The following is a 20092-nucleotide window of genomic DNA, read 5'->3' on the forward strand; positions in this document are numbered from 1 at the left end:
TTCGGGAAAGGGATTATTCCTCATCATCTCGTACTAAAAGATAACGCTCGTACCAGCGCTGGACGAAGCCGTTTTGAAAAGGGCCACGTCGTGCGCTTACCCAATCCAGCACCTCTCGCAATGCTGTTTGCACTCTTTCCACAACAAATGGAGGATAGTTCATCTGTTTGCTATGTAAAAGAAACTCCTCTTCGTCGAGAATCGAGTACGTCATATCGGGAAACACTTTTACGTCGAGATCATAGTCTATGTAGCTTAGCAATTGTCCCTTCATGCTGAAGGGCGAACCAATGTTGCAATAATAATAAATACCGTCATCACGAATCATGGCAATGGTATTGAACCACTGGCCTCTACCAAATGTACAAATGGCCGGTTCACGCGTACGCCATTCCCGCCCGTCTGCTTCTGTCACCTTGACCCGATCATTTCCCCCAATCACCACCGCATCACTGGTATGAATCAACGTAGATTTGTCCCATATGCGGTGCAGCGAATGGTCGTGTTTATAACTTTCTATGCGGATATTGGAGCCCGGAGCTGGTGACATGACTCTCCCCTTTCTTCTCTTCTCTATTTGAATGGGGACAAGCCTCCTTTAAGAAGAGAGCTTTTTGGAAAGTGTAACATATTTTTGTACTTCATAGCCAAGTGAAAGGTAAAACGGAAGGACTTCCGGATTTGATTGATTGACCATGATCAAGACGTTATTGACACCTCGTTGCTTGAAACGCTTTTCAATTGCTTCAACGAGTTCGCGACCAATACCTGAGCCTTGCATCTCTGGAAGTACAGCCAATCGGTAGAAATAGGCACGAGCGCCGTCAATCGTGCCAACCACGACCCCCACCACTTTGCCTTCAATTTCTGCAACCATTACCAGATCGCTGTCCCAAGCCAAATGCTGGGCCAAATCGTTCAATGACTCTTTGTCCGATTGGTCCAACCCCGTCTCCTGCCAAATACGTGTGATAGCCGAATAGTCACCGAGTCGAAACGGACGAATCAGCATGTGTTGCCTCCTTCGTAACCTTCTTCCTCTATTGTACAACACATGGACAACTTTGTCTTGTGTCGCAACACCACAAAGTCTCCAACTCCATACTCCATACTCCATCTTCCATAAATAATTATGTCAAAAGAGAAATACCGCCGTCTACAATCAATGTCTGTCCGCGAACCATCCACGCTTTGTCGGAGAGCAAGAACATCACAGCATTAGCCAAATCTTCCGGCTCCACAATGCGTCCTGCTGGCGTACGCTCTGCTGAGCTTCCGAGCAATTCTTCACGATTCGGGAAATGTTTGAGTGCATCCGTATCCACCGCTCCGCCAGATACAGCGTTTACTACAATATTATGCGGTGCGAGCTCGACTGCCAAATAACGAGTAATCGCTTCTACAGCTGCCTTCGATACGCCGACCGCTGTATAGTTGTCGAGTACGCGAATGGACCCAAGGCTGGACAAGCTCACGATTTTTCCGCCATTGCCACCCTTGATCATTAGTTTTGCCGCTTCTTGCGCACAGAACAACAGCGCCTTGCTGTTAATTTCCATGGTCCAGTCCCAATGGCTTTCTTCCAGCTCCATCAGCGGACGCAATACACCCGATGCCGCATTGTTCACAAAGACATCCAAGCGACCGAATTCCTGGTCAATTTCTGCGAACAATTCTTTGATTTTTGCTACATCCCCTACATTGGCTTTGATCAGATGGACACGAGCGCCCTTTGCTTCCAGCTCTGCTGCTGCTTCTCTTGCCGCAGTGCGGTTACGCAAATAGTTCAGCACCAGGTCATAACCCTGTTCCGCCAATTGAAGAGCAATCGCTTTTCCGATCCCTCGGGTCCCGCCAGTAACCAGTGCAACTTTTTTCGTTGTATTCATAAAAAGATTACCTCCCAACCTGACCAACTATTAATAGCAGGTACTAATATGTAAAAATCACCTTTTCATTATACAACTCCACCTGCGCTTTTTCTACCTACGGAAAAAATCCCGGCATGACTTGATCCTCTCAACTATAGCCATACTAAGCTCGCGGTATCAGGCAACCACTACCACATAAGGAGGAATGGCAGGGTGTACATAGGTCGGGAATTATCCGAATTAACCATGGTGCCACTAGCTGATTGGGAAATGAATGAGCTGCTTTATTACCATCACAATTTTTCGCAATTGGCAGCTTACCTCAGTGCAGAAGGAGCCTCTCTTCACGTCAAAGTCATCCATGAGCTTGAATCCAGAGGGCCTGTGAATGGAGACAGCGGGGGATGGGATCATTCCTCGTCACCTATTTACGATTAAGTAAAAAGCCCGGCTGCTCGTGTATGTAAACACGGCGCCGGGCTTATTTTTAGATACGGAATTTGCCAATCTGGTCTTGCAATTCCTCCGCGAGATGTTCGAGAGAAACAGCTGAGGAAGCGATCTCTTCCATAGAGGCTAGCTGCTCCTGGGCAGCTGCGGATACACTTTGTGTTCCATCAGACGCTTGCAGTGTCACTTCGGAAATATGACCAATGATCTCAACTACTTTCTGTGCCCTTGTGGAGAAATCACGTGTCGCTTCAGATACCTGACCGATTTTCTCTGCCACTTCATTGACGGCTGATTGAATTTGTTCGAAGGACTGACCAGCTTCGTTCACTTTTTCAATACCTTGCGTGACTTCACGCTTGCTCTGATCCATCACAAGCACAGCATGGTTTGTCTCCGCTTGAATCGCGGTGATCAGCTGACTAATTTGTTGTGCCGAACTTGCGGATTGCTCTGCCAGCTTGCGTACCTCATCAGCCACCACAGCAAAGCCTCGTCCATACTCCCCTGCTCGAGCAGCTTCAATTGCCGCATTTAGTGCAAGCAGGTTGGTTTGGTTTGCGATGGCAGTGATCACATCCACGATGTTTCCGATTTCCTGTGAACGCGTACCCAGGTTATCCACGACTTTTGCCAGACCGTGAATCGATTCGCTGGATGCATTCATTTGAAGCACAGCCGATTGAATGGATTTGTTTCCGGTCACCGCCAAGTCTGACGATTCCCGAGCTGCGATGAATACGTTTTGTGTATGCTCTGCGATCTGACCAAGTCTTGCCGACATTTGTTCGACTGCTGCGTTGCCCTCCTGCGTATGGGAGACTTGCTGCTCGGTTCCTTCCGCCATTTCTTGCATGGTCTCTGCGATCTGTTCTGTCGCTTTGCTTGTCTGGTCCGCACTTGCAGAGAGCTGCTCTGCCGAAGAAGCCAGCTGCTGAACAGAATCATTCACAGAATGGAGCAAGGAACGAAGAGATTCCGCCATATGATTGAAGGCTTTTCCCAACGTACCCAACTCATCGTCACTTCGTATATGTACTTGTTGTGTTACATCGCCTTGGCTCATTTTTTCCGCTGCTTCTGTCAACATGCGCAGAGGACGGAGTAAGGATCGCAAAATCACGTAAATGATTCCGCCAGCTACCACCAGCGCAGCAATTATAATCACGAGCATCGTGTAAAAAATCGGATTTGCTGCTTCTCCTGCTTCGCTTTCATACATCACGCCAACCAGCTTCCAACCCGTATTTTCATTCGTAGTAAACACGGCTTGGACGGGATTTCCTTCGTGCTGAAACTGTAATCGACCTGACTCTTTTGCATATACAGTATCCACCCAAGACTCTGCAACCTCAACGCCAGACTCTCCATTTGGATTGACTAGCATTTTTCGGTTTTTATCCAAAATCGTCATAAATCCTTGGGTACCGATTTTCGCTTGCTTGACCGTCGCGTCCAGCGCTGACAGTTGAATATCAATTCCATAAACACCGGACTGATCAGGCAATGCCATCGCCATTCCTACCACGATTTTGCCGGTAATGGCATCTATGTACGGGTCCACAATGATGGTCTTTCCTGGCTGCTTCATGGCTGCTATGTACCAATCTCTCTTTCGCGGGTCGAAACCGTCCGGGAGCTTGGAGTCGGTTGCAGTCATCATGCCGCCATTCTCGTCCCCGATATACGCTTCACTCACTTCCGAGTTTAAAGCGAGAAAACGCTGCAATTTCTTTTTGGTGATCATCCTGTTCTCTTCCTGAATGTCTTTGCGTACAATATCAGCAGCGATCCACCCCACATTCCTTGATTGCTCCATCAGTGTCCGATTCAAAAGCGCGTCTACCAACCGAACATTTTCAGAGGCAGTCGTCAGCAATTCATTTGACAGCTCTGTCTTGGCACTCTGATAAGAGAGCAGCCCGAGCAAAAGCATGGGGACCACTAATATCGTGGAAAATGTAGCGATCAGCTTGGATTTCACAGTAAGTCTGGGTGTTTTCATTCGCTAGCATCACCTTTCTGGTGTCATGATTGTCCTATATGGTTACCCGATATATGTCTCATTGTAAACTTTCCATTGCCCACCAGACTACATATTTGTTTATTTTTTATTATCTTTTATTATATTCAGAATATACTTTCTTCTAGAAATAGGTAAAAAATCGCTTTACAACAAGAAAAAAATGCCATATTCTAAGAGTACGTTCCACTCACACTACTACTTCTGAAAGAAAGGAGGCAGCACCATGATGATGATAGCAATGAACCTGAAACCAGCTCTTATGGATCGTCTTGTGGATGTTACAACTGAATATAGCAGCGCCTCCTGGGTCGACGAATTCCAGTAGTATTCGTACTCTTCAACATTTCCTTTTCGTCTATTACCGACCACAGGCGTTGTTGCTTGTGGTCTTTCTATGCCCTTCAAAACGGCATGTCCGTTTTTGTTGCCAGAAGACCGCAGGCTTTCGCCCGTGGTCTTTTTCTTTCTCATGAATTAACATTTTCCACCTTGAAAGGGGGTGATTGGTAATGGTACTGAACTTTTTGCTTTTCACTGTCAAGATTGAACGCAATAAGGAACAAGCAGAGAAACTTTTCGCAGAATCTGCTCGCTGTCGCTATCTCGAAGAACGCGCCGAAGAACACGCTTTTGAAGCTGCACAATTTGTGAGCCGCATTTAATGGACACCACTACTTGACTACAGGAGGGATTTTAGTATGAAAAACAAACAACGGCGTCAGATGATGAGGTTTACAGGAGTCAAAGCGATAGACGGTAGCTGACTGCACCAAACTAACGGGATGGGAGGGATACACTCATGTACATTCCAATGATTTTCTTCACAATCATTATTGAGAAACGGAAATTGACACCGAAGCAGCTTGAAGCAAAATACATGCAACAACAAGCGCTGAAACGCATCGAAGAACAAAAGCATCAGATCGTGACACAATTTCCAGAGTTTTTGATTCGATAAAAAGTAACAGTTTCACAAAGATCATGTCTGCGGGGGCATGATCTTTTTATTTTCCACTGCTCTTCCTCTCTCTCGAAGCTTTATAATGGATTCAAAAGAGAAAAGTGGGGAGTGAAATCATGGAGTATCAAATCGTCTTTTTAGACATTGATGGGACACTCATCAACGAAGAGAAAGTCATACCACCGGATACACTCGAAGCCATTCAAGAGCTGCAAAGAAACAAGATCGAGGTCGTCTTAGCAACAGGTAGAGCTCATTATTATTTTGACGAGCTTGCCAAACAGTGCGGCATCGACTCGTATGTCAGTTGCAATGGCGCATATGTCGTCTATCAAGGAACAACCATTTATGATCGTCCCATCCCGACCAAAACACTCGATCAATTGCAACAGATCGCGGCCCAGCACGACCATCCTATCCTGTTTCAAGGCAGTACGGCGGGCTTTTCTACCCATAAGGAGCATCCGTATTTGGATTGGACCTTTCAGCAATTGAAGCTTGATTCCCCTGATCACAATGCGGATTTCGCCCATTCTGAAAATATTTATCAAGCGCTGTTGTTTACACCAGATGCGCATGAGCAGCAATACAGAGAAGAGCTTCCCGCTCTCTCGTTTATACGCTGGCATGAGTATTGTATGGATGTTTTTGCGAAAGGCGGTTCAAAAGCGCTTGGTATTGAAGCGCTTCTCTCCCATATCGGGCTTGCTCCAAGCAAGGCAGTTGCTTTTGGAGACGGTCTGAATGACAAAGAAATGCTCTCTTATGTCGGGATGGGAATCGCCATGGGTAATGCGCATGAAGCTTTGTTGCCGCATGCCAATTACGTCACGCGCCACGTCGATAATGGCGGGATATCTCACGGCTTGCGTCACATCGGTCTGATGAAATAAATAAAAGCTGCCGAGAAATGCCCGACAGCTTTGCCTACCTGTTATTTTTGTCCCAACAGCTCACGAATTTTTTGATGCGCCATCGGAATGGTGTAAGCATCTAATTCCTCCCAAGCTGCGTATCTTGCATGAGCGGGGAGCTCTTCCCCTTCGATCCAGTCACAGGACCATACTTGCATGTTCCACTGCAAATGGGAGAAGACGTGCTGAACCGTACCAAGCGGTTGCATGACTTCTACATCGATTCCGAATCGTTCACGCAAACCAGCTGCAAGTGCCTCCTGTTTGGCAGCATCACTTTCCTGTTCGATTTCAATAGTAGGGAATTCCCACATGCCGGCGAGTAGCCCCTGATCGGGACGCTTGTTCATCAATACTTTGCCGTCGCGAATGATAATGCCTACTTGCAGATCAACAGGACGTGGAGGTTTAGCTTTACCTTTGACCGGCAGCTCTTCTGCCACTCCTTCTTGGCGCGCCATACAGTAGTCAAACACCGGACAGGTCAAGCATTGCGGAGTGCGTGGAACACAGACCATCGCTCCCAGCTCCATTAGAGCCTGATTGAAATCTCCCGCTCTTCCCTCTGGAATGACTTGGCGTACGAGATGTTCGATTTTGATTCTTGTGGCAGGCTTGGCAATGTCATCGGTTAAATACAGCAGGCGTGAAAAAACACGCATAACATTTCCATCCACAGCCGGCTCCGCCTTTTCATAGGCAATGCTAAGAATGGCACCTGCTGTATACGGCCCGACACCTTTTAGTGTAGCAATCTCTTCTGGTGTATCCGGCACAACGCCTCCATAGCGAACTGTTACCTCGCGGGCTGCAGCTTGAAGATTGCGCGCGCGGGAGTAGTAACCGAGTCCTTCCCACGCTTTTAAGACATCCTCCTCGGGTGCTTTCGCTAACTCACTCACTGTCGGAAATTTCTCCATGAAATTCGCATAATAAGGTTTAACGGTCTCTACGCGTGTTTGCTGAAGCATAATCTCCGATACCCAGATACGATATGGGTCTTTGTTGATCCGCCAAGGCAAATCCCGCTTTTGTGAGTCGTACCAGGCCAGCAAATCCTGAGCAAAGCCGAACACATGAAATTGTTCAGGAAGTGTATATTTCAAGCTTTCTTTTTTTCTCGCCATTTCCGTTTGCTCTACTCCTTTTCAACCCAGTTTAAGCGGGACGAAACGCCCACACATGCAGTTTTGCAGCTCCGCCGGAAATACAGTCACAAAAGTCTTGATCTGCCAATCGGTTTGCCTTGATTTCTTCGTATATTTGAACAGTCTCGACCTCAAATGTTTCGACAAACAGACCGGGCTGATCCAGGCCCTCCATTAAGCGATACTGATGTGCACCCATCGCTTCCATTCGCCCAGCCATCGAGGTGAGCAATCGCAGAGCGTGACTTCGTTTTTCAGTATCTAGCTTGTATTCAATGAAAACCGTTAGCATGCGACGTGTTCCTCCTTTACCGATTCAACGCTTTCATCATACCTTTCCCACCCCGTACGAACAAGCACACAAATATTTTCAGAACGGGCGGGAATTAACCTTAGGCAAACGCTATAATAAACAATAACAGTGGAAGGAAGGGAGGAAGACAACGATTCCATGGATACAGCCACACATTTTGCCATGGGCTTTGGATTGGCCGGGCTCGCCTATCTTGATCCTGTCGTAGCTTCTACTCCGTCACTTGCAATGGCCGTCATGATTGGTACGGTCATTGGCTCGCAGGCACCTGATTTGGATGGCTTAGTCCGCCTTCGTGGTACCGCTGCCTACATTCGCAACCACCGAGGCGTTTCTCACTCGGTTCCCGCTTTATTTCTCTGGACTGGAGCCATTTTTGTTCTCATCCAGGCCATGATGCCACAGCCCCATTGGCTGCATTTGCTCGGCTGGATATTCCTGGCCGTCTGTTTACACGTATTCGTTGACTTGTTTAATTCCTATGGCACAAAGGGCCTGTACCCGTTTCGCGACAAATGGGTGGCGCTCAACGCCATTTTCATTTTCGATCCGTTCATTTTCGCTGCTCATCTCGTCGGCTTTATGCTATGGGCGGCAGGCGCGCATCCTGGACACGTCTTTTTATGGATATACGTGATCATTGCCGGATACTACTACTGGCGTTGTCAGGTGCAAAGACGTACGACGGAGCTGGTTCGCCAACGAATCGGCAAAGCTGGTACCTTCACCATCATCCCTACTCTTTCCTGGACGTATTGGACCTTCGTCGCAAAGACAGAGCAGCATTGGTATGTAGGTGAAGTCATTTCCGGGGACGTCGTCGTCTTGGACACCTTCTCCATCAAACCGGAAAATGAGCGGATTGCGGCAGCCAAGAAAAGTTACAAAGTCCAATCCTTCCTCGCTTTTACTCATCATGTGCATGTAGAAACAAAGGAGCGTTCCTTTGGCTATGAGGTCAAATGGATTGATCTGCGCTACCGCTCGCGTTTTCAAGGGAAAAGTCACTACATGTTCGTCGCCGTGGTCTACCTTGATTTTGATCTGACCATCCGCGATTCCTTCGTTGGCTGGATCCACAGCGGAGAAGAACAGCTCACTAAAAAATTGGATTCCAAACGCTCGTAATAAGACGAGACTCCCGCCCCTGCTAAAAGAGGGCGGTTATTTTTTGGTCATCTGACCCGTTCATTTTTACCAAAATTGCACCTGTTCTCCTAGTCAAATACCCATTACGATCAAAATAACAACGACAGACTGGGGGACTCGACATGATACCAATTCGTTATTCCAAGCGTACCATTACTGATCAGGAGCAAATTGACCAATTTTTGCAAGTGGCAAAGGTCGGCCATCTCGGCTTGTCCAATGAAATCGAGCCGTACATTCTGCCTTTGAATTTTGCTTGGTGGAATGGCTGTATTTATTTTCACGGCGCGGATTCTGGCAGAAAAATCGAAATGATCAATGGCAACAACCGCGTATGTTTCAGTGTTTGCGAGGAGTACGGCACAATCGCCTCACCTGTGCCTGCGCATATCGATACGGCATACATGAGTGTGTTTATCGCCGGAACAATTGAGCGTGTTTCTGAGCCTGAGGAGATGCGCGATGCGATGCAATCCATGATCGACAAGTACGTACCCGGCTACTATTCAGAACCGTTGCCTTTGCAGCATGTCATCAAGTATCGTTCTTCGATGGGCAGTACAACCGCCATCTTCCGGATTACGCCTACTGCACTGACCGCCAAAGGTAACCCACTTTCCGAAGAGAATCAGTTCTATCCCGGCAGAAAAGTCGAGATGGATGTATAGCAACGAAAAAAGACACGCTCCTTTTTATAAGAGGCGTGTCTTTTGCTTGACTGATCTTTACTTGTTATACGGAGCACTCATTCCTGTCGAAATCGCGATTCGGTTCCAGCAGTTGATCGTATTGATTGCCATAATCAGGGAAACGTACTGGTTCTCGTCAAAATGCTCACGAACCTGCTGATAAAGCTCTTCAGAAACACCGTTAGCTGTAATGACAGTGACTGCTTCTGTCAGAGCAAGGACGGCGCGCTCTGCCTCTGTGTAAACCGCGGATTCTCTCCATACACTGAGCAAGTAAATGCGTTGCTCTGTCTCACCTAGCTTGCGCGCATCTTGCGTATGCATATCCATGCAAAAAGCGCAGCCGTTGATTTGGGAGGCACGAATTTTGATCAGCTCAATCAGTTTTTTGTCCAAGCCGCTCTCATTCACGAATTTTTCCAGCTTGAGCATAGTTTGATACGCTTCGGGATTCACTGCACGATGATTGATTCTAGCTTGCATGATTCATCTGTCCTCTCCACTCGAATTTGCTTTCACCCTCAAAGACGAGTGAAGCGTCGTTCTTGTGACGAATCATCCATTTTCTTTTTGCAAATGGGCAAGCTTATCTGGATTGACCATCATGTACAGGCATGCAATGCGATCTGCTTCATTCATAGTGATCTGGATGATCATTTTCAGCTGACCCTCGGAGTAGACGACGATTCCATCTTGGCCGTTGATCGAGCGAATCTGCATGGTAGCATGAGAAGCCCACTTCGGCCATACCCCCATCCAGAAGGCAGTAATCCGCTCATCTGAGAAGATGGGATGAATGGCCGCACGGACCTTCCCGCCACCATCACTGACAAACACGGCATCTTTTGTCAAAAGTCCGATCAACGACTTCGCATCTGACTTGGAGATGGCCTGCATCAGCTGTTCTACCAAACTCGAAGTCCGACTCGACTGAGGGACGATCGCCTGATAACCTGCTTCAGCCAGCTTTTTTCTCGCAAGGCTGAACTTCTTACGGCAATTTACTTCGGTCATTCCGAGCATCGCAGCAATTTCGCTGTATTCGTAGTCGAGTGCTGTTCGGAGCACAAAAACGGCCCGCAGCGTCGACGGTAGTTTCTCCAATAGAACAAGTAAGCCATACGAGACGGCTTCTTCGGCAATCACCGTTTGCAAGGGATCATTAGTTTCCGAAGCGTCCAGCATCGGCTCTGGCAGCCATTCCCCTACATACTGCTCCCGCTTCCAACGGGCTGATTTTAATACGTCCAGACAACGATTGGTCAAAGCTTTGCACAGATAGCTTTTTACATGGTGAATGTCTTGGATGTCGGTACCTGCCAATGCAAGAAAAGTATCCTGAACAATGTCCTCCGCTTCCGTTACCGAGCCAGTCATCCGGTACGCAAGGGAAAACAGTAATGATTTATACTCCCGATAAACATCCTCCATGTGCACGGTCATTATTTTGGATCACCAAACTGCCAAAGGGTGTGCGTGAGACTTCCATAGCGGATGCTCATATGCAGACGCTTCGCTGTACGTTCATCGTCGGCAGCACCCATGACGTACACGAGTGGGACAAAATGCTCGGTTCCATACGCGGGAACAGCTTTTTCTGCATGTGGAGCAAGTTCGCGATAGTTGGCGAGATCCTCGACATTCCAGTCAGTCAATGTTGTTTGCAGCCAGTCTTCGAATTGCTCCGCCCACTCAAAGGTATTACTACCAGACTCTCTCAGGTCCATATAGGAAAAATTATGGACAGTTCCGCCACTTCCGAGGATCAGAACGTCTTTTTCGCGGAGCGGACTGAGTGCTTTACCGATCTGATATTGCTCCTTCACAGTCAGATTTGGATTAACTGATAAGGCAACAACAGGAATATCTGCATCTGGATAAATATGGCGCAAAACAACCCAGTGTCCATGGTCCAAGCCTCTTGTCGTATTCAAAGCGACAGGAATACCCGCTTCCTGAAGAAGTCGGATGGTTTCATCCGCTACTTCACGCTCTCCTTTTGCCGGGTACTCGATTTCGTATAACGCTTGCGGAAAACCGCCAAAATCGTGAATGGTCGGGAAGGTGTCCATGGTTCCCACCATTTGATCAGTGGCTTCCCAGTGAGCGGAAAAAATGACAATAGCACGGGGCTTGCGCGGGAGCAGGCCAGGCAATTGGTTCAGTGCTTCTGTATAGGCATTGTTTTCTATAGCAAGTAACGGGGCACCATGTGCAATGAAAAAAGACGGCATCATATGCGTACACTCTCCTCTATACTTTTTAAACTTAGTTACTTTTTGTAAGTATTATATCGCATAATCATCACGGTTACAAGTGTATCCAAAATTGATGCCGTTTCTTTTCTCTGAACAAAAAAAGCTTGCCGTTCCTAAAGAACGACAAGCCTTATAGCTGGCAAAGTTACAATTACTTCGCTGCTGCGAAACGCTTGCTAACTTCATCCCAGTTTACTACGTTCCAGAACGCACCGATGTAGTCAGGGCGTTTGTTTTGGTAGTTCAGGTAGTATGCATGCTCCCAAACATCCAGACCAAGGATAGGTGTTTTACCTTCCATGATTGGGCTGTCTTGGTTAGGCGTAGAGCTGATTGCTACTTTTCCGCCTTCTGCAGTCAGCCAAGCCCATCCGGAACCGAAACGAGTAGTAGCTGCTTTTGCGAATTCTGCTTTGAAGTTGTCAAAGCTTCCGAAAGCCGCGTTGATTGCGTCAGCCAGTTCACCAGTTGGTGCGCCGCCGCCATTCGGGCTCATGATTTCCCAGAACAGTGTGTGGTTAGCATGGCCTCCACCGTTGTTGCGAACAGCAGTGCGGATAGACTCAGGCAGAGCATCCAGATTGCTGATCAGCTCTTCAATGCTTTTACCTTGCAGGTCAGCGTGTGCTTCCAGAGCTGCATTCAGGTTGTTAACATAAGTAGCATGGTGGCGTCCGTGATGGATTTCCATGGTTTGCGCGTCGATATGTGGTTCCAAAGCGTTGTGTGCATAAGGCAATGCAGGAAGTTGATGTGCCATTGTAACATTCCTCCTCAAATTATGTAGGTCAAGCTTACGACTTCATTATACTGTAAGCCAAACAGTTTTTCAACAAATCGGTATGCAAAGTATATTAATCTATTTATTATTTCAAAGATTTCTATCTTGCAAACGAAAAGGAGCGTGCTAGACTTGGATTATTACAAACGAAGAGAATCAGGTGATTACTAGTGGAAATGGACTTATCAACGATCGTACTTCTCGCCGTCTTTGGATTCGTTGCAGCATTCATCGACAGTACTGTTGGTGGAGGTGGACTCATCTCTCTCCCCGCTCTGCTCGGTCTAGGAATGCCACCGTACCTTGCTCTTGGCACGAATAAGTTGGCTGGCACGATTTCATCTGCCACCAGCTCCTACACCTTTATCAAGAACGGTAAATTTGACAAGAAACTCATGCTGATCTTATTTCCCGTCTCCTTGATCGGCGCCTATTTCGGAGCGAAAACAGTTCTGTTCGTTCCTCAGGAGTTTTTGAAAGTCCTTGTCGTTATTATGATGGCACTCATTTTTGTTTACACCCTTTTCAACAAACGATTCGGTCAAGATTCCAACTACAAAGGGCTGACCAAATTTACGCTTGGCATCGGGATTCCTTTTACCTTTTTAATCGGATTTTACGATGGATTTTTCGGGCCGGGAACCGGTTCGTTCTTTGTTTTTCTGATGGTGCTTTTGTTTGGCTATGATTTTGTGATTGCAGCTGGCAATGGCCGAATTTTGAATCTGGCCAGTAACATTTCTGCGCTTTTTGTCTTCACAATGGAGGGCAAGGTCGTTTTCATGACTGGGCTTATCATGGGGATTGCGATGCTGTTGGGTGCGAACCTTGGTGCCAAAATGGCCATCAAAACGGGGGTACGTTATGTCCGTCCGTTGTTCTTGGTTGTATCCATTACCTTGATTGTGAAGATGGTGTATGAGTTGATTTTTACAGTTTGATCAGCTTGGAAAAAACATTTGTACGTTGCTGTAGTGGTGGGGAGGAAACAGGAGAAAACGCTCAGCTTCTAGGGCCACCCCCTGGGGGATTGACTGCACGACTCCATGCAAAAAGCGAAACCGCGTCCAAAGTAGTCCATTCAGGAGGTTTTTCAGAGGTGGACGCTTAAGAGCGTGTTTCGCTTTTTGCATTCCGTCTCGGTCGGCGTCCCTAAGATCTTCGCTTATTTCTCCTGTTTCCTCTACGAGCTTTCCGTGTGATCCGCTTTTTAAATTCCCTGAAAAATTGAAGAATCTCATCTGTTACGCCAGAGAAGAATATTTCCAGACGTAGCGACTTGTGGAGTCCTACCGAGCGGAGAAGGGATTCGCGGGAAAAAGAAACGCAACCGTGCCCATGCGACGTAGCGGCTACCACTTTTGCGTTTCCCCGTGAATCCCTTCGGAGCGGACAGTCCCAACCCTCAGCAGGACGGAGCCTGGAGCCTAGACTGGAAATATTCTTCTCCCCACTACAGCCATAAGCAAGTGATATCAAACTCTCCTACTCAAGCTGCCATGGCAATGCCGGGCTGGATTCGACCTCGTCATTGACAGGAGTTACCGCCGTCGATCCGCAGTACATCGCCCGCTCTGACAAGGTACTGACAATTGAGGATCGGATCAACGGCTTTTTTCAACGATGCATGAATGGTAAACCATTGCCATGCAACAGTGATGAAATGCGGGCAATGGTCGCTCATCTTACTTACATCGCTACAAATCGACCCTGGCTCATGAAAAGTGATACGGGCATAGCGAAAAAGGTCACCTGCACAAAGGGGACCTTTTTCGCCTAGCATGTGTGATTCGTCCCGCAATGGAGATCATGGCGCGTTCTTATCCTGCACCGTTTGTTTAATCAAGATAGCTCGCCATTGCCTTTGGTTCCAAAGGCACATAGACTAGCGAAGGGGTCTCTTGACCTTTCACCCATATATAAGCCAGCTGTACAGAATAGTTTTTCAAGTAGGCTCTCGCTGCTCTTTCTGGCTGCAGCTCTTGCTCGTCAGTCTGCGCACTTGAAGTGTTGCTGGATAAATCCTTCTGAAAGCCGATCACCTTTCCGGTTTTGGAGTCGATGTCAACCGTGTACCCTTGTACATGATTCTCCGGACGCTTTTTTCCAGACAGAGCTTTGAAATAGATGTGGTATGTAAGTGAATCGAGTTCAACTTTGATCACTTGCAGCCCCGTCGTTTCGGAATCCAGATATTTTTGAAGGAATGAAACGGCTGTATCGGTCACAACAGTAGCATCCTTCGCTTCAGCAGAAGGAGATGTTGGCGGATTCACATACTCGAATCCAGTGACCTCACCTGTCAAATCATTCGCCTGAAGAGAAACAGAACTGTTCTTGGCCACCTTCCAATGATAGGTAGTCGTACCCTGGTCGCCCTCCACTTTCCACAAGCTTTCTCCTTCTACCGTGAAATCAAAATTCGTTTCCAATATTCTCATGGCCTCTTCTTTATTCATAGCAATCATTCTCGTTCCAACGCCACTCACCTTGTAATTCTTGCCACGCAATTGGCTATATTCCCTCTCGACTCCAATCAATTGACCATCTTTGGCATCTACAAAACCCATCAGGTCAGGATTGTAGCTGATGTTCTGCGTGTCTGAATAGAAAAGCGACATGACGTCGGCTAGAATGGACTCCGCCTCTACTTTAGAAATCGTACGGGATGGATCAGGAAAGGTTTGTTCATTTCGTTCTCTTATCTGAATCTGGCTAGCAAGTACAGATTTTCCGTTGTTGGCTTCATCCAGCATCACGATGTAGTGATCATTGATGAACGGAATCCCGTTTACGGTCCGCGCAAAGACAAATTGCTTTTGCTTTGTATCCGACAAGGAATCTACAAACTGGTAGGAGCGACTATCCTCTCCAACCATTTGCTCCAGATAGGCAGCTGCTTGGTCATGCAGGGTAGTCGAGGTCGTTTTGCTGTAGGGAGCCGTTGTTGTCATAGCAGTGCTCTCCTTAGGAGATTTCTCTTCTATTCTCGACTCTTTTGCAGTGACTCGTTTTTCTGGCCCCGCTATCTGTTCTTTTTTTACCCCAACCGCAGGAGGTACCGGTACACTTTCCTTCGTATTTTCAGGAGCTATTTTTGTAACAGTCATCGGTTCAAAACTCGGAGGAGACAACTGTTCTGGTGACGAGTGCCTTGGTTCTTCTACGTCAGTTGAAGGAAGAGCGAGTGAAGCTCCCCAGGCAACCAACAGTAAAAAGGCAACAGCCTGAACACTCTTGATCATTCGATTGCTGGCGATTGACTGCTGATCCATTTTCCTTGCTTTTGCCGCCAAAGCCACTCTTAGCCGTTCCTTTGCTTCCATTTGCGGTTTTGGAGCATATTGATTCAATTCTTTCATTCTCTCATGTAGGATATCTACGTCTTTCCAATACATGTGCTCCCCCCTCCTTCCGTCCCCTTTCCTCCATCTTTTGTTGAACGAGTTTGATGGCCCGATGATAGTCTACCTTGGCTTTGGACTCAGAGATACCCAGGAGCTCTGCTGTCTCTTTCACGCTGTGCCCCTCAATAGAACGTAAAATCACCACCATGCGATACTTGGGAGGAAGCGAGAGAATCGCATCTCTAAGCTGGCGGTCTCTCTCCTTTTCCATATAAATCTCTTCTGGCAAGCCATCCTTGGCTGGAAGCTCTTTAAACCAAATATCCGCGAATATTCTCTGGAATTTTTTGCGTCGATAAAGATCAATGGCAGCATGCTTGGCAATGGAAAATATCCATGTTTTTATCTGCACTCTTCCGTCATACCGAGGCAATGCCTGCAACACCCGCGTGAATACTTCTTGGGTGATATCTTCCGCGTCGTTTCTGTTCCCGATAAAATGATAGAGGAAATAATAGATGTCCTGATAATAGGTTTCGACAAGATCATGAATCCGCTCTTCATAGCTCCCATACATCCGCTTCCCTCCTTTACACAAAACAAGTGTGCTTGCTCCATTATTGAAAGCAAGCACGGCACTCCCTTATTTCTTCTTTCTTGGGTTTTGGATAGACTCCCCAGTCAGGGCGTCTACGTACTCTAACATATAGTCATTCTCTTGTGGCTTGTAAACCAGTATCGTGGACTCCGAACTTTCACGGTCTATGACCGGAGCATAGTACATCAGTTCCAATGGGTGATGCTTCAGATACTCTTTGGCAGCTTTCTCTGGTGAGACTGCCTTGGCTGGATCGGGATAAGTGACTGCGCTGGGGTCAAATTCTCCAAACAGGCCCATGAGTTTGCCTGTCTCACTGTTAATCTCAACCCTATAGGATTGATCCCCAACCGGGATGCCTTTTATCGTGTTGAAAAAATTGAAGATGTAATGATCGGATTGCTTCAGTCGGAAATCCTTGTCCATTGCCACAGCTTTTGTATCGGTATGCAAATAAGTTTGTAGCACTTGCAGGGCTGTCTTTTGAGCTTCTTCGATGGATACCTTCTTGCTAGGCTCTTTAGAATCGTCTTCCAAATACAGAGCAACGACTTGACCATTCGTGTTTTTTACCTGTAAGGTGGCGACTTGATCCCCTTTTTTCCATTGAAACTCCTTCCTATCCCCATGTGGCTCATATTCGGGGACCTTTTCAGTAAAAGTAGCTCCCGTTGTGTCAAAGCCAAGAAGATTTTTCAAATGGCTCGCAGCTTCATCCTTATCCTTTGCAGTCAACTTTTGGCCCTGCGGCGAAACTGGAATAGCAGGAGCTGAAAGATTGGGTTCTCGGTAAAATCTCGCATGTTCGGTCTCGACTGATTTGCCCGACTTGGCATCCAAGAATCCGGACCAGGAGACCTGATAGGTCAACATCAAGCCACTGCGGTCTTTATTCGAACGATAAACAGGTGTCATCAGTCCTACGACTGCTTTTTCTGCCTCTTCTAAAGACATCGCTTCTTCTGGTTTCGGAAGGGAAGCAGGATCAATCTGCTTGGAGATCTGCCCAACGTTGCTGATCAGAGAGACGACCTCCCCCTTCCCATTCAGACCCAAAGACATTCTTTCATCATGATGCGGAACTCCGTTTATGACTAACCGATATGCGGGACCGCCCAATTGCTCTGACTTTTGCGGATTATATTGGTACATCTTCGCCGCGTCTCCCAGTAAAGCTTTCAAAAATGCATCCGCTTTTTCCTTCTGGACGTCCAACGGAAGCTCCTTGTCATCCGGTTCATCTGTCCTATAACCAAAGCTGTCGATGTCCCCTGTCTTCTTGTCCAGAAAAATGACCATCCGGGGAGTTTTTTTACCGTCTCCCTTTTTTCGTTCTACCATGACAGCATCGCTTGTTTCTCCTATGTCCATTTTCTGAACAGTGAGCTCTTTCATATATGGCAGTAGCTCTGACAGCTTGTCGATTGTTTTTTGGGCCATGGCCTGCGCTGTCGCATCCACCGCCACTCCCGTATGGCTGGCTGAAGTTTTCTCAGCTTGAGCCGCCCATGCTGGCGTGGCTGTCAGAAGAGTTGCCGCCATGACTGACATAACTGCCCGATTCCATTTTTTCATCTATTCTTTCCTCCTCAGATTTGTTTCCTGCTTCTCATTTGCATTATTCGCACGAGCTTACAAAAGGTTACAATTTATTTCCAGTTTCCTCCACAAAAAGACAATCATCTGAACAGCGACTATCCGTCAAACAATCGGTTTCCCCGGTCAAACTATGGTTACAAACATACAAAAAAACCTTGCTATGGTGATAAAACAGCAAGGTTTTCAGGCTGACTTTTTATGTTTTGGCTTTTAGCTAGCCCCGGCTGTTACAGCTTTTGCTTGATGATCACGCACCGCCTGATTGCTCGCTGCCATAAACGCCTGCGCGACCGCCATCAGTACATCTCGATGCTCGGCAACTCCTTTAAAATGACTTCCGTTGGCGCTGACCGTCACGATCGCTTCGCCTGTCGCATGCTCTCCCGACGACAATGAATACAGCTCCATGTCCGTAAACTCCACGTCGAACGGCAGTGCCTGCTTGATGCCTGCCACCAATGCCTCAACAGGTCCTTCTCCCGTGCCAGAGTATGCTTGTTCTTCTCCTGTCACATTGTTCGTAATCGTGCAGGAAGCCATGCGATGTCCGGATGTTCCGGTGAGCACTTGCGCATTTACGAGTGTGAATGGCTCCAGTACTGCGTTCACGGTATGTCCCACGAGTTCAAGCAATTGATGATCCTGAACAACTTTTTGCTTGTCAGCCAGCTCTTTAAATTGGACGTACAGTGTCTCCATCTGTTCATCGGTCAGCTGTATCCCGAATTCATTTACACGGTGCTTAATGGCATGGCGACCGGAATGTTTTCCGAGAATGATCATGTTGCGAGGCACGCCCAAGCTCTCCGGGTCCATGATTTCGTAGGTGCTGCGCTCTTTTAAGAGACCATCCTGATGAATACCCGCTTCATGCTGAAAGGCATTGCGACCGACAATTGGTTTGTTGAAAGCAATCGGGAAGCTCATGGCACGGCTCACCTTTTGTGAAGTGGTGTAAATGTGCTCCGGTCTGATGCCAGTCTCGGCATCCAGTGCTTCTTTGCGCGTCTCAATGGCCATCACCAGCTCTTCCAAGGAGCAGTTCCCTGCTCGCTCACCGACCCCGTTGACCGTTACTTCGACTTGAGTGACCCCAGCACGAATCGCAGCCAAACTGTTTGCAACCGCGAGTCCCAGGTCATTGTGGCAGTGTGCACTGAACTCTACCTTGTCGCTGCCACGGACGTTTTTCATGACACGAGTGAACATAGCTCCGTACTCTTCCGGAAGCGCGTAACCTACCGTATCGGGGATGTTGATAATGGTTGCCCCTTCTTCAATCGCTGCCTCAATCATCTCAAACAGGAACTCATCACCTGTACGAGTCGCATCCATCGGCGAAAATTCGAACCGGTCTACAAACTGTTTGCCATACGCAATCATCTCACGGGCGATCTTAATCACCTGCTCTCTCGACTTGCGGAGTTGGAAGTCCAGATGAATGCTGGAGGATGACAGGAACATGTGGAGTCTGCGACGCTCTGCCGCTTGTGTAGCCCGAACGGCAGCGTCGATGTCCTCTTTCACCGCACGAGCAAAGCCACAGATTTCCACGCCGTGCACCTCTTGCGAAATACGTTGCACCGCCATGAAGTCACCAGGACTGGAGATGGGAAAGCCCGGTTCGATGACATCCACACCGAGGTCTGCCAAATGCTTTGCTATCACGATTTTTTGCTCAGGCGAAAGAGACGCTCCTGGCGCTTGTTCTCCGTCACGCAGTGTCGTATCAAAAATATGGATTCGTTTTGTCATGGGTAATGCCTCCTCAATTTTTAGTCGTTTTTTTCGTAATAAAAAAAGCCCACCGTCTCCATATACAAGAGACGACAGGCTTTTCGCTGTCGCGGTACCACTCTCGTTGATCCCCTCTTTTTTCAGAAGAGAATCCACCTCGCTGTCCCGATGACGTGGGACGATCCGTCAAGGTCTACTGAACTTTTTCAACCTTGCCGCTCCCGGGTGAGATTCGAGCATTTCCTGACTGC

The 20092-nt window shown here is 47.6% G+C and carries 23 protein-coding genes and 1 other annotated feature (1 of these 24 running past the window's edge); of the genes, 8 read left to right on the forward strand and 15 right to left on the reverse strand.

Features of this window, described 5'->3' with window-relative positions; all coding sequences use genetic code 11:
- Window positions 1-13: 13 nt before the first annotated feature.
- The 3 genes from HP570_RS25555 to fabL form a co-directional block, all read right to left on the reverse strand.
- The gene (locus HP570_RS25555) at window positions 14-550 is read right to left on the reverse strand and encodes a DUF402 domain-containing protein (RefSeq protein ID WP_012684764.1); all 537 of its coding nucleotides are present in this window, start codon (window positions 548-550) and stop codon (window positions 14-16) included.
- 48 nt (window positions 551-598) lie between these two features.
- Window positions 599-1012: a GNAT family N-acetyltransferase gene (locus HP570_RS25560; protein ID WP_007729804.1), complete on the reverse strand. Its 414-nt coding sequence runs from the start codon at window positions 1010-1012 to the stop codon at window positions 599-601.
- Between the two features lie 118 nt (window positions 1013-1130).
- Window positions 1131-1889, reverse strand: coding sequence for an enoyl-[acyl-carrier-protein] reductase FabL (gene fabL / locus HP570_RS25565; RefSeq protein WP_012684763.1), 759 nt, complete (start codon window positions 1887-1889; stop codon window positions 1131-1133).
- Window positions 1890-2084: 195 nt separating this feature from the next.
- Between fabL and HP570_RS25570 the strand changes: the two genes are divergently transcribed.
- Window positions 2085-2309, forward strand: coding sequence for a hypothetical protein (locus HP570_RS25570; protein WP_012684762.1), 225 nt, complete (start codon window positions 2085-2087; stop codon window positions 2307-2309).
- Window positions 2310-2358: 49 nt separating this feature from the next.
- Here HP570_RS25570 and HP570_RS25575 read toward each other — a convergent pair whose 3' ends face one another.
- The gene (locus HP570_RS25575; RefSeq protein WP_173627569.1) at window positions 2359-4326 is read right to left on the reverse strand and encodes a methyl-accepting chemotaxis protein; all 1968 of its coding nucleotides are present in this window, start codon (window positions 4324-4326) and stop codon (window positions 2359-2361) included.
- A 216-nt stretch (window positions 4327-4542) separates the two neighbouring features.
- Window positions 4543-4818 (reverse strand): hypothetical protein, encoded by a 276-nt coding sequence (locus HP570_RS25580; RefSeq protein WP_173607245.1) that lies wholly within the window; start codon window positions 4816-4818, stop codon window positions 4543-4545.
- 38 nt (window positions 4819-4856) lie between these two features.
- Here HP570_RS25580 and HP570_RS25585 point away from each other — a divergent pair, with 38 nt between their 5' ends.
- The 3 genes from HP570_RS25585 to HP570_RS25595 all read left to right on the forward strand — a co-directional run bounded on the left by HP570_RS25585 (window position 4857) and on the right by HP570_RS25595 (window position 6201).
- Window positions 4857-5009, forward strand: coding sequence for a hypothetical protein (locus tag HP570_RS25585; RefSeq protein WP_012684760.1), 153 nt, complete (start codon window positions 4857-4859; stop codon window positions 5007-5009).
- A gap of 137 nt (window positions 5010-5146) precedes the next feature.
- Window positions 5147-5305: a hypothetical protein gene (locus tag HP570_RS25590; RefSeq protein ID WP_012684759.1), complete on the forward strand. Its 159-nt coding sequence runs from the start codon at window positions 5147-5149 to the stop codon at window positions 5303-5305.
- 119 nt (window positions 5306-5424) lie between these two features.
- A complete protein-coding gene (locus HP570_RS25595) occupies window positions 5425-6201 on the forward strand; it encodes a Cof-type HAD-IIB family hydrolase (protein ID WP_173627570.1) in 777 nt (258 codons plus the stop codon).
- A 41-nt stretch (window positions 6202-6242) separates the two neighbouring features.
- Here the strand turns inward: HP570_RS25595 and mutY are convergent, their stop codons facing one another.
- Both mutY and HP570_RS25605 read right to left on the reverse strand, forming a co-directional pair.
- Window positions 6243-7349: an A/G-specific adenine glycosylase gene (gene mutY / locus HP570_RS25600; protein WP_173627571.1), complete on the reverse strand. Its 1107-nt coding sequence runs from the start codon at window positions 7347-7349 to the stop codon at window positions 6243-6245.
- Window positions 7350-7380: 31 nt separating this feature from the next.
- Window positions 7381-7662 carry an MFS transporter gene (locus HP570_RS25605; protein ID WP_012684756.1) on the reverse strand — a complete coding sequence of 94 codons (282 nt, stop codon included), beginning with the start codon at window positions 7660-7662 and terminating at the stop codon, window positions 7381-7383.
- Between the two features lie 159 nt (window positions 7663-7821).
- Between HP570_RS25605 and HP570_RS25610 the strand changes: the two genes are divergently transcribed.
- Window positions 7822-8811 (forward strand): metal-dependent hydrolase, encoded by a 990-nt coding sequence (locus tag HP570_RS25610; RefSeq protein WP_173627572.1) that lies wholly within the window; start codon window positions 7822-7824, stop codon window positions 8809-8811.
- Between the two features lie 143 nt (window positions 8812-8954).
- Complete coding sequence (locus HP570_RS25615; protein WP_064203195.1) at window positions 8955-9500, forward strand: pyridoxamine 5'-phosphate oxidase family protein; 546 nt, start codon at window positions 8955-8957, stop codon at window positions 9498-9500.
- A gap of 57 nt (window positions 9501-9557) precedes the next feature.
- Here the strand turns inward: HP570_RS25615 and HP570_RS25620 are convergent, their stop codons facing one another.
- The 4 genes from HP570_RS25620 to HP570_RS25635 form a co-directional block, all read right to left on the reverse strand.
- On the reverse strand, window positions 9558-10004 hold the full coding sequence (locus tag HP570_RS25620; protein WP_012684753.1) for a carboxymuconolactone decarboxylase family protein: 447 nt from the start codon (window positions 10002-10004) through the stop codon (window positions 9558-9560).
- A gap of 72 nt (window positions 10005-10076) precedes the next feature.
- Window positions 10077-10964, reverse strand: a complete 888-nt coding sequence (sigJ, locus tag HP570_RS25625; RefSeq protein ID WP_173627573.1) for an RNA polymerase sigma factor SigJ — start codon at window positions 10962-10964, stop codon at window positions 10077-10079.
- Window positions 10964-11758, reverse strand: a complete 795-nt coding sequence (locus HP570_RS25630; protein ID WP_173627574.1) for a dioxygenase family protein — start codon at window positions 11756-11758, stop codon at window positions 10964-10966. Before HP570_RS25630 ends, sigJ begins: the two co-directional genes overlap by 1 nt.
- Window positions 11759-11930: 172 nt before the next feature.
- Complete coding sequence (locus HP570_RS25635; RefSeq protein ID WP_012684750.1) at window positions 11931-12539, reverse strand: superoxide dismutase; 609 nt, start codon at window positions 12537-12539, stop codon at window positions 11931-11933.
- A 191-nt stretch (window positions 12540-12730) separates the two neighbouring features.
- Here HP570_RS25635 and HP570_RS25640 point away from each other — a divergent pair, with 191 nt between their 5' ends.
- The gene (locus tag HP570_RS25640) at window positions 12731-13501 is read left to right on the forward strand and encodes a sulfite exporter TauE/SafE family protein (RefSeq protein ID WP_173627575.1); all 771 of its coding nucleotides are present in this window, start codon (window positions 12731-12733) and stop codon (window positions 13499-13501) included.
- A gap of 533 nt (window positions 13502-14034) precedes the next feature.
- A complete protein-coding gene (locus HP570_RS25645; RefSeq protein ID WP_375138868.1) occupies window positions 14035-14340 on the forward strand; it encodes a c-type cytochrome in 306 nt (101 codons plus the stop codon).
- A gap of 58 nt (window positions 14341-14398) precedes the next feature.
- Here HP570_RS25645 and HP570_RS25650 read toward each other — a convergent pair whose 3' ends face one another.
- From HP570_RS25650 to HP570_RS25665, 4 genes are all read right to left on the reverse strand, one after another.
- Window positions 14399-15958 (reverse strand): hypothetical protein, encoded by a 1560-nt coding sequence (locus tag HP570_RS25650; protein ID WP_173627576.1) that lies wholly within the window; start codon window positions 15956-15958, stop codon window positions 14399-14401.
- Window positions 15927-16484, reverse strand: a complete 558-nt coding sequence (locus HP570_RS25655) for an RNA polymerase sigma factor (protein WP_016742795.1) — start codon at window positions 16482-16484, stop codon at window positions 15927-15929. Before HP570_RS25655 ends, HP570_RS25650 begins: the two co-directional genes overlap by 32 nt.
- Before the next feature lie 66 nt (window positions 16485-16550).
- Window positions 16551-18080 (reverse strand): YcdB/YcdC domain-containing protein, encoded by a 1530-nt coding sequence (locus HP570_RS25660; protein WP_173627577.1) that lies wholly within the window; start codon window positions 18078-18080, stop codon window positions 16551-16553.
- A gap of 234 nt (window positions 18081-18314) precedes the next feature.
- Window positions 18315-19859, reverse strand: a complete 1545-nt coding sequence (locus HP570_RS25665; protein ID WP_173627578.1) for a 2-isopropylmalate synthase — start codon at window positions 19857-19859, stop codon at window positions 18315-18317.
- Window positions 19860-19923: 64 nt separating this feature from the next.
- Window positions 19924-20092 (reverse strand) — a binding site (T-box leader) (it continues 66 nt past the right edge of the window).

The organism is Brevibacillus sp. RS1.1 (genome assembly GCF_013284365.1).
In the GTDB taxonomy this organism is placed as follows: domain Bacteria; phylum Bacillota; class Bacilli; order Brevibacillales; family Brevibacillaceae; genus Brevibacillus; species Brevibacillus brevis_D.